The sequence below is a fragment of the Rhodospirillum sp. A1_3_36 genome (assembly GCF_047263945.1).
Taxonomy (GTDB): Bacteria; Pseudomonadota; Alphaproteobacteria; order Rhodospirillales; family Rhodospirillaceae; genus Rhodospirillum.
In genome coordinates this window covers 237,647-251,202 of the sequence record NZ_JBLAVB010000002.1, presented here as the reverse complement: position 1 = coordinate 251,202, position 13,556 = coordinate 237,647, and the positions used below count along the sequence as shown (strand labels likewise).

Here is a 13,556-nt window from a genome sequence, read left to right as displayed (position 1 = left end):
CACTTTAGTGAATGGTCGCATCTTTGGGGGTCAGGGCGGTGGAGCCATTGAAGACCATCAGGGCCGTTTGCGGATAGTTGCCCATCAGCTCGGGCAGCAGGCTGTCCATTCCCGTGGGAGAGGATTCCCGGTCGGTCAACACGGCAGCGAAGGGACCACTCTCCGCCAGCAAGCGAATGGCGTTGACCGCCGAGGATGCTGTGCTGACGGTATAGAGCTTACGCAGTTCACTTTCGGCCAGGCGAAGGACGGTGTCATCCTCGCTGAGAACCAGGATGCGGGCGAGATCGGAGAGGGAGGAATTCTGGGTCATGGATGTTGTCCTTGGGCATGGGTCGGGCGGTCACCGGAACCGGTCGGAACCGACGGTGTTGCAAAAGAAGGTAGGGATGGGAGCTTGGCTTGGTTCCTCGGAACCAAGTGGTCAGTTTGGTCTTTGTCCCGATTGCGAGGTCATGACCGGAGAGTCTGAGGCGGCGGTCGGTGTCCTGTTTATCGGGGCGGGAGGCAGATCGGCGGGCCAACGGTCACGGATGGTTCTGGCCCAAAGGGGAAGCCTGTTGTCCAGGCCGAGGCGGCGCAGGGCATCCAGGTCGATATCCAGGGCGCGCCATTGTTCGGGCGGCCCATCAGGGTCACAGGTGATGGGAGTTCGGGCCAAGGACCGGGCCACATGGATCAACAGGGCCGGGGTCAAGCCCGGACGTCCATCCATGTCGGGACGGTGGTGATGGGCCACGGCCCGGGTCAACTCGGCGGGCAGCCCCCAAAGGGCGAGCATGCAGGCGCCGACTTCGGCATGGGTGCAATCGAACATGGCCTGTTCAGCCACGGTTCGATGGACACCTGCCCGTTTCGCTGCGTTTTCTGCCATGGTCAGCTTCTCCGGCGCATAGCGGGCTAAAATCAGAACGCCGATGTCATGGAGCAGGGCCGCAGTGATGGTGTTGTCCCGGGGGTCGCCTTCCAGACCCTCGACATCGCACAGGATTTCCGTCGCGACGCGGCTGGCCTCGGCATGGGTCAGGAAGGTTTCGAACCGACGGGTCGCAATGGCGTCCCCCGGTGCCGGGGCGCCCAGACCGTGAAGCAGGGCGATGGCCTCCACGGTGCGCAGACCCAGGTACCGGACGGCGAGCTCCACCGAACCAATGGCGTGGTGGGGGTGTAGGGCGCCCCGGTTGGCCACCCGCAGGACCAGTGCGGCCAGCGTTGGGTCGGAAGTCACGGTCTTGGCGGCCTCATCTGCTGCATGGTCCGGATGACGGACGGCCTGGGAAACGGACAGATGGATACTCGGACGGGCGGGCAGATCCGACACTTCCGTCAGGACCCGGCGGACCGAGGCGTTGTTGATGTGGTTGAGCAAATGTCCCGCTTCGGTCAGGGCGCGCAGAAATTGCCCCCGGTGCGGATCGACCATGCGATGGGCCACGGTCAAGGCCCGCACCGACTGGGCTTCGTCTGTGGTCTCTCCAACCAGGATGCGAATGGTTTCCGGATGGGTGACGCGAAGGCTCTCCAGCAGGGCAAGGCCCCGGGTGTCGTGGAGGATCGTCGCACAAGCGATCACATGGGGTGGAGAATCTGCGAGCATCGACCGGGCTTCCGCTGCGTCTAATGCCACCCGGACCCGCCAACGCACCCCTTCCGTCGACAGAATGTCGCAGTCCATCGGGATCAGGTTCGGCAAATTGCCAACAAGTAGAAGGTCATGTAAGGGCAGCATGGGTGTCGCTCCTCCGGTCGTGCCACGACCCCGATGGTGAATTTGGGGTCGACGGTTTTCGCTAGCATAGATCCAATCAGGGAACCGGGGTTACCCCCAACCGTGAAAACCAGCGTAACGTAACGAGAGTACAGCAAACCTTGTGCCAAAGACACAGACAGTCCCGTCTTCTTATTTTTTCCTTTTTAAAACAATCCACTATATAGATAGACCGACAATTTGACGTAGATCTAGACCTAGACTTATTGTCTCAATCAGACTGCTTGGCGTTTTGCGAAATGCGATGCAACCCGCAGCATTCTGCGAAATGCCACGGTTTGCTTCGATCAGAAGCGAAGCCCTATCCGGCGTCCGAGGGGGATTGGCAGCGCATGGACAGGGCGTGGACGCGTTCGCGCAGTTCATCGGCAAGCAGGTCGTTGACCAGCCTTTGACGGTTTACCCGGGATAGGCCATCGAATTTGGCGGAGACCACATCCACGTGGAAATGGGTCTCGCCTTGGCCATCCATGGGGGCATGGCCGCCTTTCCCTGCGGCGGCCACCCGGTCGCCGTGACCGGCATGCTTATGGGACTGATCGCGGACGGAAAGAGCGACGGGGGCTAACCCTTCGGTCAATTTGCGGATGATACGCTCATGGTAGGTTTCGGCCATGGTCGCGGACCTTTTCGACGGCAAGACCCTCCCTATTGGTGGACCGGGTCTTTGGTGAACCCGCGTGACAGGGGCGGGCGAAGGACTGAGTCCTTGTGGGAATGGGTTGCCAAGGGAGGGCTGTCAAGGGAAACAGTCTGCGAAACGGGGTGAGTCCGAGACTTGCCTTGTTCGATCATGCTCCCCATAGTAGGCGGCGATGGCACGGACTAATGACATAGGTGGCGGACGACGTGGACGACGCGGCGTACCGCCCTTAGAGGACTTCGACCTGAAAGGGCCGGAGCCTAAACGCATGTGTGACCACCCGGATTGCAAGCGGGAAGGAGAGTACCGCGCGCCCAAAAACCGGGGCTTGAATGAGTACTATTGGTTCTGCCTGGACCATGTGCAGGCCTATAACCGGTCGTGGAATTACTACGAGGGGATGAGCGACCTGGAGCTGGAGAAGGAAATCCAACAGGCTGCGGTCGGATTTCGTCCCACTTGGCCCCTGGGGGACCGGATGGCTCCGGGCCGGGGAGAGGGCGCCACAGGTCCGGATCCGCGATTCTTCCGGGACCCCTTGGGCGTTTTTGAGAAGGAAGCCGAGGAGGCCACCCGCGCCCGGCGTGAGCCCCGCGCGCCCAGCCACCGCGAGGATGGGCCCCGGGCTCGGGCCATGCGGGTTTTGGACCTGGACGAGCCCTTGACTCTGGTCGAGTTGAAGGCTCGCTACAAAGTCTTGGTCAAGCGGTACCATCCCGACGCCAATGGCGGGGATAAGGACTCCGAGGAACGCTTCAAGATGGTCAGTGAGGCCTACCACCTTTTGGCGAAGGCCCTGTCTGCGTGATTCCTTTGGTGCCGAGAAGCCAAGTGAAGGGGACGGCGTTCCGCCCTGTGCCGTCGACACAGCATTCTGCCATGGTCGATCGGTGGCGGAAAATCCAGGATCCACTTTTCCGTTGGCTCCGAGTATATAGTGCTTGCCCAAAGACCCGGCGGGATGGGTATTGGGGTTCCATGGGTTGGACGGTGCCGGAGATGGTCAGCTCCTGTTTCTTGGGACATGGGCTGTTGGAGTCCCTGAATCCGCCGACCACTTCAAGATGATGCGAGGACAGCTTTAATGGATGCCGCTGCGGAGTACCCCTTGGATAAGCCCGATGTGCAAATTTCCGTGCGCGATGTGTTCGGGATCGATACTGACCTGACCGTTCCGGCCTTTTCGCAGGCGACGGAACATGTACCCGAGCGGGACGACACCTATCGCTTTGACAAGGATACGACCCTGGCCATCCTGGCCGGGTTCGCCTTCAACCGCCGGGTCATGATCCAGGGCTACCACGGCACCGGCAAGTCCACCCATATCGAACAGGTTGCCGCGCGGCTGAACTGGCCCTGTATCCGGGTGAACCTGGACAGCCACGTCAGCCGGATCGATCTGGTGGGTAAGGATGCCATCGTGCTGAAGGATGGCCAACAGGTCACCGAGTTCCGCGAGGGGATCCTGCCCTGGTGCCTGCAGCGCCCCGTGGCTTTGACTTTCGACGAATACGATGCCGGTCGGCCGGACGTCATGTTCGTTATCCAGCGCGTGCTGGAGGTGGAAGGCCGCCTGACCCTGTTGGACCAGAACAAAGTCATCAGTCCCCACCCCTATTTCCGTCTGTTCTCGACGACGAATACGGTTGGCCTGGGCGACACGACGGGCCTGTACCACGGTACCCAGCAGATCAACCAGGGGCAGATGGACCGGTGGAACATTGTCTCCACCCTGAACTACCTGGAACATGACGCCGAGGTGGCAATCGGACTGGCAAAGCATCCGGAATATGACACGCCGGAAGGGCGGGAGAAGATTTCCGCCATGGTCGCCGTTGCCGACCTGAGCCGGTCGGGCTTCATCAACGGGGATATCTCCACGGTCATGTCGCCCCGCACGGTCCTGACCTGGGCGGAAAATGCGATCATCTTCGGGGATGACGCTTTTGCTTTCCGGGTGACCTTCCTGAACAAATGCGACGAGACGGAACGGGCCATCATCGCGGAATATTACCAGCGGTGTTTCGGCAAGGACCTGCCGGAAAGCGCGGCCAACCGCACCGCCTTCGTCTAAGGGATATGGGGACAGGATGCCGGTTCGCGGTGCCCTGTTCCTCCCCTTTCTCCTCTTCGTCCTCTCCCTGAGGGATCAGCATGAGCCGCCAACCCCTGGGTTCGAATAAGCGGGCCAACGAAGCCGTGGAAGCCATGAAAGGCGCCACCTCTGCGGCCTTGCGTGCCCTGTCCGGCAACCCGGACCTGCAAGTCACCTATGCGCCCGGATCCGCTGCCCTGGTGGGCGGACAGGCCCGGTTGCCCTTGCCGCCACGCAAGATGGATGCGGCGCTTCTGACCCGCCTGCGGGGGTCTTCGGACAGTCTGGCGCTCAAGATCCGCCACCATAACGCCAAGGTTCAGGCCAGCCTGGAGCCGGGCGGCATCGAAGCTCGCGAGATCTTCTCCGCCCTGGAGCAGGCCCGTTATGAATCCATCGGCTCTTCCCGCCTCGCCGGGGTCGCGGCCAATATCGGTGGAGCCATTGAGCAACGCTTGACCGCCGAGGGCTACGACCGGGCCTCCGACCCCAGCCAGATCCCCATGGGCGAGGCCATGCGCCTGCTTGCTCTGGAACGCTTTGGCATCGTCGACCAGGGGCCGGTGACGGCCAAGGTCACCGCACTCGCCCGTCAGGTTTTGCCCGATGCGGCGGCTGTTGCCCTTGACCGGCTGGTTGAGCAATTGGCCGATCAAGGTAAGTTTGCCCGCTCCTGTCGGGAGATGCTCGATGAAATCGGGCTGGAGGATTTCGACGCCACAGAGGCGGAACAGACGGACTCCGAAAGCGAGGGGGGATCTGAGGAGCAGGAAGAGACGGATTCCGCTGAGGAGCAGGCCGATCCGGAAGGTATGTCCTCCCCCGGACCGGAATCCGAGATGGAAATGATGCCCGGCGAGGGCGAGGGGGGGGAAGGCGACGACGAGGTCGAGGTCTCCCAGGAAGCCATGATGCCCGGTACCGGGTCCGATGACCCTGCCGGGGAATCTGATCCCTCCAAGCGCCGCAATGAGTTTTCCAGTGATGATGACGGCGAGCGCTACAGGGTCTATTGCACCGCGCATGACCAGGTCGTGGGGGCGGTCGATCTGTGCGATCCAGAGGAATTGAGCCGCCTGCGTGCCCAACTCGATCAGCAACTCGGCCATTTGCAGGGCGTCGTCACCCGTATTGCCAACCGCCTGCAACGGCGGCTGATGGCCCAGCAGACCCGCAATTGGGAATTCGACGTGGAAGACGGCCTTCTGGACGTTGCACGGCTCGCCCGGATCGTCGCGAATCCCACCATGTCCCTGTCCTACAAGCGGGAAAAGGACATGGAGTTCCGGGATACGGTTGTGACTTTGCTGATCGACAACTCGGGCTCGATGCGGGGGCGTCCGATTTCTGTGGCTGCGGTGAGTGCCGACATTTTGGCGCGGACCTTGGAGCGCTGCGGCGTCAAGGTGGAAGTCCTGGGCTTTACCACCAGCGCCTGGAAGGGTGGCAAGTCCCGGGAGGACTGGGTGAAGGCAGGCAAGCCAACGACGCCCGGTCGCCTGAATGACCTTCGGCATATCATCTACAAGGAAGCGGACCTGCCCATGCGCCGGGCCAGGCGCGCCCTTGGGTTGATGCTCAAGGAAGGTATCCTGAAGGAGAATATCGATGGGGAGGCTCTGCTTTGGGCCCATGCCCGGCTGATCGCCCGGCCCGAGGCCCGGCGGATCCTGATGGTGATTTCTGACGGCGCGCCGGTGGACGACAGCACCCTGTCGGCCAACTCGGGCAATTTCCTGGAGAAGCACCTGAGGGAGGTGATCGAGCATATCGAGCGCCGTTCTCCTGTGGATCTGGTGGCCATCGGAATCGGCCACGACGTGACCCGCTACTACCAGCGCGCCGTGACGATTAACGATGCCGAAGATTTGGGGGGCACCATGATGAGTCAGCTTCTTGAGCTGTTCGAGGACGACCCTCGCGCCGCCCGCATGGCTCCCCGGGGATCCCGTTTGGTGATGTAGGGGTCCGAAATCAAGGTGGGTCCTGTCGTGCTGACAGCAGGCCCTTGGCGTGACGCGGACCACCTTCCACCTTGGCCCTTTAAAGCCCGAAGCATTCGGGGTTTTGCCCCACTTCCCCATCGTTTTTGGAGCATGGGATTAAAGGGTCCGTGAGCCTTTGCGGGTTTGGGCGGAGCCCCGAGTTTTTCAAGGGAAGGGCCGGAAACTCACAAAATCGCTGCGGCGGCGTGTTCCTCTCGGTCGAGGAGTCCCTTCAAAGTAGCCAGTGCCCGGGCCAAGGCCGGACGGGAGGGTGCCCCCAGGCAGAGGCGCAAACCCATGGCGAGGTTTGCGTCAACCACCGGTGCGAGCGGTGGCGTGAGGGAAATACCCTCCGCCAAGGCCCAGCGGCAAATGCGCTCCGCCCGTGGTTCGGGCAGGGGAAGCCAGACGTGGAAGGCCCGGTATTCCGGAGACACCAATCCGGGGAAGGTGGAGCGGATCAAATCCATGCGGGCCGTTGCGTCCGCTCGCATGGCGATCGCGGTTCGGTCTGCGGTTCCATCGTTCAGCCAGAGATTCAGAATGGCCGAGGGGAGGGGCGCCGCCGTCCAGGTGCTGCCCTGGATGCCGCGTGTTGCCTCTGCCTCCCGCCCCCGAGGGGCCACCAGGACGCCCAAACGTAAGAGGGCACTGAGCGGTTTTGAAAAGCTGTTCACGTACCAGACCCGATCCGGATCAAGGTGATACAGAGTCGGGGTCCTGTCCCCTCGCAGGATGGCGTAGGCGTCATCCTCCACCACCTGGGCCTGATGTTTCCGGGCCACGGCCAGGATGGCCAAGCGCCGGGCCTCGCTCATGGTGGCGCCCGTGGGATTGTGGAGGACCGGGGTCACATAGACCAAGGCGCCGGGATGGCGGGTCAGAATGGCGTCCAGGGAGTCTGGAACCATGCCTTCTTCGTCCATCGTCGCACCAAGAAGGGGACGCCCCAGGTTTCCTGCGGCGACGATGGCCCCGGGGAAGGTAACCGCTTCGGTGACCACGGGGCGCCCCGGTTCGGCGGCCAGGGTGAAGGCGATTGCGACGGCCTGTAAGGCCCCATTGGTGATCAGCAAGCCGTCTGCGGGTGCCGTGGGCCTTTGTTGGGTTAACCACAGACTTGCGGACCGGCGCAGCTCCGTCGATCCCGCGCAGGGGGGGTAGGAGGCCGGATCGGGCAAGGCATCGGTCTCCGCCAATGTGGCCACCGCCCGGGCGAAGTCCTGTCGGTTCAGCAAAACCGGTGGCAGGTTCAAACTCAGGTCTGCCAACCCGTTGGCCATTGTCCCTGAATCCGTGTCCGGAGTGGCCCATGGGCCGCCCCCGCCCCCTGGCCCCGGTCCCATCACGAAGGTTCCCCGGCCATGTTCTCCCCGGGCCAATCCGCGCTGTTCCAACAGGGTATAGGCCCGCCCCACGGTGACCACGCTGGTCGACAGGTCTGCGGCGAGACTACGGTGGGCAGGGAGACGCGTGCCCCGGGGCAGGAGACCCTGGCCGATGTCTTCGGCAATGGCCCTGGCCAGGCGGTCGGCCAAGGTGCCCGGGCCCTCGGCGAAGCGGGGGCACCAGGGGGAGGGATCACGCATGACACTTTCTCCAAAAGCAATAAGTGTCATAGGTCTTAAGCGAAATTGACATAGGGGAATGTTCCATGGAAACCTGCAGATACCGGGCGAATTGCCTCGAGAACCAACACAGTGATCTTACTCATCATGGGTCACTATGTCAAAGTGTCCTATGCCGCGCCGCCGCAACACCAAGGAGAGTCCCATGGCCGAGACCCTGTTTCCCTTGTTCCTGTTCGCGATCACCATGTTCTACACCCCGGGACCGAACAATGTGATGCTGACGGCGTCTGCGGCGAACTACGGGTTCCGGCGCACCGTTCCCCATATGCTGGGGGTCGCAGTGGGCTTTCCTGCCATGTTCCTGGCCGTTGGCCTTGGCTTCGGTGCCATCTTCACCGCAGTCCCTTGGATTCGGCCGGTGATGACTGTCGGGGGAGCGGCCTATTTGCTCTACATGGCCTGGCGGATCGCCACCGCTGCGCCGCCTCAAGTTGAGGGCCAAGACGAGGCGTCCGGGGAAATCCAAGGTCGTCCCATGACGTTTCTCGAAGCCGCCGCCTTCCAATGGGCGAATCCCAAGGCTTGGGTGATGATTTTGGGGGCTCTTGCGGCCTTCACGTCCGGTGGCGCCGAGGGCGCTCCCGCCTGGGAGGTTCTGGGAATCTTTGCCCTCTTTGTTGCCATTGGATTGACGAGTACCTCCACCTGGGCCGGCTTTGGCGTTGCCATCGGCCATTTGCTCGCCCGCTCGCGGATGGCAAGCCGTCTGTTTAATTGGGCCATGGCCGGACTGCTGGTTCTGTCTCTGGTCCCTGTCTTGAAGGACTTGACGTTATGACCGGGAGCAATACGGAGCGGAGGCCAAGTCCTGTCCCCGAGCCCCTCCCTGCCCTCGACCGCTATCGGGGTTTATTGCTCGACCTCCCTGGGACGGTGATGGTCGACCATCACCGGTTTCGGGACCTGGATGCCTTGGTTGATCACTTGTGCAGCGGGCTCCCGCCCAAGGAGATAGGTCAGCTCCCCCCCCTCTCCGAAGACAGGGTCAAACGCTGGTTCGGGGATGCGCTCGATCTCATGGGGATTCTGTACGAGGACCCGTCCCATTGGGGGCGCTTCCCGTCCTTGGACGAGATTTTTTGTCGGGTCGATCCGGAGTTAGCCAGAAACCCCACTTTGGTTGCGGCTCTTGTCGACACGGTGGCCGCCTTTGAACGGGGTACGATTCCTCCCGCCCATGCCGAGGCCCTTCGGACCCTGGCTCAGACCCATGCCCTCGCGGCGGTGTCCAATATTTGGGCGCCCAAGGGTCGCTGGTTGGCGGAATTGAGTCGGGCCGGTGTCCTCTCCTGTTTTGGCGCCTTGATATTCTCCTCCGATGGGGGGCCTGTTAAACCCAGGCCTGGACCTTTTCTGGCTGCGGCGCGGGGTCTCGGACTTTCTCCGGGGCAGGTGCTCGTCATCGGGGACGATCCCCTGCGCGATGGGTATGGTGCCCGTCAGGCCGGGATGGCCTACACCATCATTGGAGGTCTGTCTGGTCTTGATTTGCCGACTTTGGCGGCCCGTCTTCCCGCCTGATCGACAGGACGCGCTCTGAGGTGGGGCGTTTCCTCTGTTGTCTTCCGGCTCTGATCATGTTTTGCATAGGGTTAGCCGGAGTGGGATCGGGGAGCAGAATTCACATGGGGGGGGTTAGGGGCAGTCTAAAGGGGAAATACGCGCTTGAACGGGCGGGCTTCCTGATATTGGCCCTGACCCTTTCGCTTCTCACCTTTGGCGTGGCACAGGCGGTAGCACCGCCTGTGAGGGCCTGTTTCGAGATTTGGACTCCCTATCAATTTGTGGACGAGCAGGGGCGGCCCAAGGGAGTGACGCTTGACGTGACCCGGGATATTCTTGGCGAGCTGGGCTATGAAGTGGACTTCACTGCGCTGCCCTACAAACGCTGCGTGAACATGGTTCGAGCCGGAGAGATGGACATGGTCATCAGCTCCGGTGGAGAAGAAGGGTTGGTTCCCGCCCATGTCCATAAGGTGGATTGGGTTATCGGTCTCTTTATGTCCCAAGATCGGGCTCCCGCCCAGTTTGAATCCCTGTCGGAGATCGGTCCCCTGACCGTTGGTTATGGTCAGCAGTTCGAGCTGCCAGCGCGCCTCACGTCGTCTCCCTATTTGCGGCTTGAGCCCGCCCCGGACGACCTCCTGAATTTCCGTAAACTCGCCTCGGGGCGAATAGACGCTGTGGCGACGGATATGCCCTGGGCTTTCGGGCTGCCGGGCAGGGAGCGATTGGGTGCCATCTATGTTCCCCCGGCCTTGGCCATCGTTCCTCAGCCTGACGCTTTTCGCCCCGGCCTGGAAGCCCTACGCGATGCCTATTCGGATGCCCTGGAAGCGAAGCGGGCTAGGGGAGATCTGGACAGGTGCTACAGCGAGCTTTTGGGCCGGTCGCTCACCGAGATAGAGGCAACGCCCCTATTACCCACGAAGGGGTTCAGGGAATAGGAGCAAGGCGGGCTGGTTCTCCTTGAAAGGTTCGGGTGCGGTAACGACATACTCTGAGTGGACGGTCCCACCGCGATGCCCCGACGATCAAGGTGGTGAGGATTGTTCTACAGAACGCGGTTCGCCGGGGCGTTCACTTTGCCCGGAGTCGAACGCCGGTGTTTGAGACGCGCCCGATGGCCTTCCCCAAAAGGGCCCTTCGTATAGGCAGTGTCTTGTCCGTGTTCCTTTCATTGACCCCTGGTCCCGCACTCCCCTCGGCGGGATCGGGGGTCTTTTTTTGTGTTTCTCGCGTGTATAGGGTCTTTTGACGATCACGTTGATCCAAGTCGTGCAGACAACACGCTTTTGGCATCTTGTCCGGGAAACGACTCCAGGTGTCAGGCCGCTCCCCGTTTCACATCATGGCCTGCCATCTCCAAGGCGATGGTCACGGATCCGGGTCAAAGGCTCTGGGATCAATGGTGCGCAGAGACGGCCCAGAGACAATGCAACGGTGTGAAGGAGTCCCCTTCTGCTGGACATGCAGGGGGATTGCTCCTGTCTTTTCTTGGGTAAGATTCTTCTGCTGTGAAAACGGCCCCAGAATTGCGATCTCGTTGCGATACAGAGGGCGTGAAGGTCTTGGTGGGGCCGGGACCACCAGGGACCCAAGACGCCAGCCGACCGCCGAGCCCGGAGCTGGGCGCGAAGCCGTTGACCCAATGTTTCCCGAGGGCAAAGGGCGATGCCGTGGCGGCGTAATGCCAGAAGGAAAAGGGGAGGGAGCAGGATGTATAAACCAGCCAAGTCTCGGATCCGTGCTCGGCGTTTGGTCAGTGCGGCAGTCGCTTTTAACGGGGAGGTTGGGTGATTCCTGAAGTCGGCGTGATTGCACGTGAAGTGTTTATCCATGGCTCTACCTCTAGCGCGTGTGTGACTATTAGAACAATCACTGATTGTCTATGCAATCACGAGTATGGTAGATGCATGAATACTTTATTAACAAATAGGCTTCTCCCTGGTGCGGTCTTAGAGCATGTCGCGTGAAATGTGATTCACGCAACATGCTCTAAGCCTCTGATATTGGAGCAAATCGTCACGCCTGCGGCGTGCGTTCCGCCCGTCGCAATCTGTTCCAGATTGCTCGGGATTTGCTCTAAACAGGGCCTCCCGAACTTCCTTCATTGAACACCTTATCTCTTGCGTATTCGCAATGCGCCGCCGGTCAATTTTCTCCAAACTTCCATCTTCCCTGGTCCCTTTCCGGTTGGGAAAGGGTTGGAAGAAAGGAATTGAATCATGACCTTCGAGGAAATGTTCATGTACGGGATCGGGGGGATCGCCTTGATTCTTGCCGTCACTTTTGGCCTGGGCGGTTTCATTATCATGAAAGCCATGAAGAAGCCGGGCGAACGGTAAACGGCGCTTGGCGCCTGCTCTCGTTTCCATCGGGCGGAAGCGGTCCTGCCCCGTCAAGGGTATGCCGTAGGTGGAGTCTTTCCGATTGTCTGCGCTCTGCTTCTTCGGACGAAGAGACACCAAGGGCTCTGAACGCAGAGGGAGCGGTGGGAGCGTCGGAGGGGATCGTGAAGTCCGCGGATTACGCCAGAAGAGTGGTGGCGCCCACGGGGCTTTCCGTCAACCAAGTGACCGCGCCCGCCACTTCGATGGGCAAGTCGGCGCGCAAGGCGTCTTCAGCCAGATCGATAGACCTCAGGCCGGTTTCGCAGACAATGAACCGTGTCCCTAAGGCGGCACAGGCACTCAGTAGGGTTTCCATATCGGCGATGCCCCGGGCCTTGTATTGGGTGTCTTGGTCCAGGGCGTCCAAAAAGCGGGGTTCTGCGGCCAAGTCATGCCAGCCTGGTGCGTCCAGGTTGTTTCCTGCCGCCTGGGCTTCGTTTCTTTGGGCTGCCAAGGTGCGGCAGGCCCCCATGGAAAAGAACAGGACACTGGGCTTGCCGATGGCTGCAGCAGCGCTGGCCAGGAGGAGGGCGTAGTGCACCTTCTCATAGCTATTGGACAGAACAACCGCAGAGAAGCCGTTTGGCGCAGTGGGAGCGGGCGCCAGCGGCTTATCCGACATGTTCGGCCTCGCAGGGAGAAACGCTTGGCTGATGGTGATGGGGGGACAGGTCCAAGATACGCGGGGCCTCTCCACAAAGCGGGCAGTGGGGGTCGGGCTTGAGCCGGACTTCGCGAAATCCACCCCCCAGGGCGTCGAGGATCAGCAGGCGTCCCGCCATGGAGCGGCCAATGCCGAGCAGTTCCTTCAGTACTTCCGTCGCCTGCAGACTGCCCAGAACGCCGACCACAGACCCCAGGACTCCGGCTTGGGCGCAGGTGGGAACCGCGTCGGCTGGCGGGGGCTCGGGATACAGGCAGCGATAGCAGGGACCCCCGGCATGAGTCCGAAAGGTGGAGATTTGGCCGTCAAAGCGTAGGACCGCAGCGCTCACCAGGGTTTTGCCCAGGAAATGGCAACAATCGTTGATCAGAAAGCGGGTCGCGAAGTTATCGCTGCCATCGGCGACGAGATCATAGGCGCCGATGAGGTCCTCCGCATTCTCAGCGGTCAGGCGGACAGCGTGGGGTTCCAGGACCACGTCCGGGTTGATGGCGGCGACCGCGGCGCGGGCGCTTTCCACTTTGCTTAGGCCCAATCGGTCCGTCGTATGCAGGATCTGCCGTTGCAGGTTCGATAGGTCCACGACATCGGCATCGACGACCCCAATGCGGCCAACCCCCGCCGCAGCGAGGTAAAGCACCAGGGGGGAGCCCAACCCCCCGGCGCCGACGACCAGAACGCTGGACCTGAGGAGCTTTGCCTGACCCGTGCCGCCGACTTCAGGCAGCAGGATGTGGCGGGCATACCGGTTGATCTGGTTCTCGTTGAAATCCATAGGGAAGGGGTCCTGATCGGAGATACGGGCGCGTTCCTCTCAGGTAAAGGGGGTTCGCGCCCGTCGCAAGTCCTGGCTCCCAGTGGGGACCGAGAACCAGTT

The 13,556-nt window shown here is 61.6% G+C and carries 12 protein-coding genes; 6 read left to right on the top strand and 6 right to left on the bottom strand.

All coding sequences use genetic code 11. From position 1 onward, the window contains the following. Positions 1–4: 4 nt before the first annotated feature. The 3 genes from ACLIRY_RS05730 to ACLIRY_RS05720 all read right to left on the bottom strand — a co-directional run bounded on the left by ACLIRY_RS05730 (position 5) and on the right by ACLIRY_RS05720 (position 2,384). Complete coding sequence (locus ACLIRY_RS05730) at positions 5–313, bottom strand: hypothetical protein (protein WP_413204397.1); 309 nt, start codon at positions 311–313, stop codon at positions 5–7. Between the two features lie 111 nt (positions 314–424). Next, on the bottom strand, positions 425–1,729 hold the full coding sequence (locus ACLIRY_RS05725; RefSeq protein WP_413204396.1) for an HDOD domain-containing protein: 1,305 nt from the start codon (positions 1,727–1,729) through the stop codon (positions 425–427). A gap of 340 nt (positions 1,730–2,069) precedes the next feature. Beyond that, positions 2,070–2,384, bottom strand: a complete 315-nt coding sequence (locus ACLIRY_RS05720) for a BolA family protein (RefSeq protein WP_413204395.1) — start codon at positions 2,382–2,384, stop codon at positions 2,070–2,072. 295 nt (positions 2,385–2,679) lie between these two features. Here ACLIRY_RS05720 and ACLIRY_RS05715 point away from each other — a divergent pair, with 295 nt between their 5' ends. The 3 genes from ACLIRY_RS05715 to cobT all read left to right on the top strand — a co-directional run bounded on the left by ACLIRY_RS05715 (position 2,680) and on the right by cobT (position 6,470). Then, the gene (locus ACLIRY_RS05715) at positions 2,680–3,219 is read left to right on the top strand and encodes a J domain-containing protein (RefSeq protein WP_413204394.1); all 540 of its coding nucleotides are present in this window, start codon (positions 2,680–2,682) and stop codon (positions 3,217–3,219) included. 276 nt (positions 3,220–3,495) lie between these two features. Then, the gene (gene cobS, locus ACLIRY_RS05710; RefSeq protein ID WP_413204393.1) at positions 3,496–4,485 is read left to right on the top strand and encodes a cobaltochelatase subunit CobS; all 990 of its coding nucleotides are present in this window, start codon (positions 3,496–3,498) and stop codon (positions 4,483–4,485) included. Positions 4,486–4,565: 80 nt separating this feature from the next. After that, on the top strand, positions 4,566–6,470 hold the full coding sequence (cobT, locus tag ACLIRY_RS05705; RefSeq protein WP_413204392.1) for a cobaltochelatase subunit CobT: 1,905 nt from the start codon (positions 4,566–4,568) through the stop codon (positions 6,468–6,470). 206 nt (positions 6,471–6,676) lie between these two features. On the opposite strand, the gene ACLIRY_RS05700 is transcribed toward cobT, so the two are convergent. Then, positions 6,677–8,080 (bottom strand): PLP-dependent aminotransferase family protein, encoded by a 1,404-nt coding sequence (locus ACLIRY_RS05700; protein ID WP_413204391.1) that lies wholly within the window; start codon positions 8,078–8,080, stop codon positions 6,677–6,679. A 184-nt stretch (positions 8,081–8,264) separates the two neighbouring features. Here ACLIRY_RS05700 and ACLIRY_RS05695 point away from each other — a divergent pair, with 184 nt between their 5' ends. The 3 genes from ACLIRY_RS05695 (at position 8,265) to ACLIRY_RS05685 (ending at position 10,569) form a co-directional block, all read left to right on the top strand. After that, positions 8,265–8,900: a LysE family translocator gene (locus ACLIRY_RS05695; RefSeq protein WP_413204390.1), complete on the top strand. Its 636-nt coding sequence runs from the start codon at positions 8,265–8,267 to the stop codon at positions 8,898–8,900. Continuing rightward, positions 8,897–9,643 (top strand): HAD family hydrolase, encoded by a 747-nt coding sequence (locus ACLIRY_RS05690; protein ID WP_413204389.1) that lies wholly within the window; start codon positions 8,897–8,899, stop codon positions 9,641–9,643. Before ACLIRY_RS05695 ends, ACLIRY_RS05690 begins: the two co-directional genes overlap by 4 nt. Positions 9,644–9,747: 104 nt before the next feature. Continuing rightward, the gene (locus tag ACLIRY_RS05685; protein WP_413204388.1) at positions 9,748–10,569 is read left to right on the top strand and encodes a substrate-binding periplasmic protein; all 822 of its coding nucleotides are present in this window, start codon (positions 9,748–9,750) and stop codon (positions 10,567–10,569) included. A gap of 1,582 nt (positions 10,570–12,151) precedes the next feature. Here the strand turns inward: ACLIRY_RS05685 and ACLIRY_RS05680 are convergent. Then, entirely contained in the window at positions 12,152–12,637 is a 486-nt protein-coding gene (locus ACLIRY_RS05680) for a hypothetical protein (protein WP_413204387.1), read from the bottom strand. After that, positions 12,627–13,454, bottom strand: a complete 828-nt coding sequence (locus tag ACLIRY_RS05675; protein ID WP_413204386.1) for a HesA/MoeB/ThiF family protein — start codon at positions 13,452–13,454, stop codon at positions 12,627–12,629. The genes ACLIRY_RS05680 and ACLIRY_RS05675 overlap by 11 nt, the downstream gene beginning before the upstream one ends. Positions 13,455–13,556: the final 102 nt, after the last annotated feature.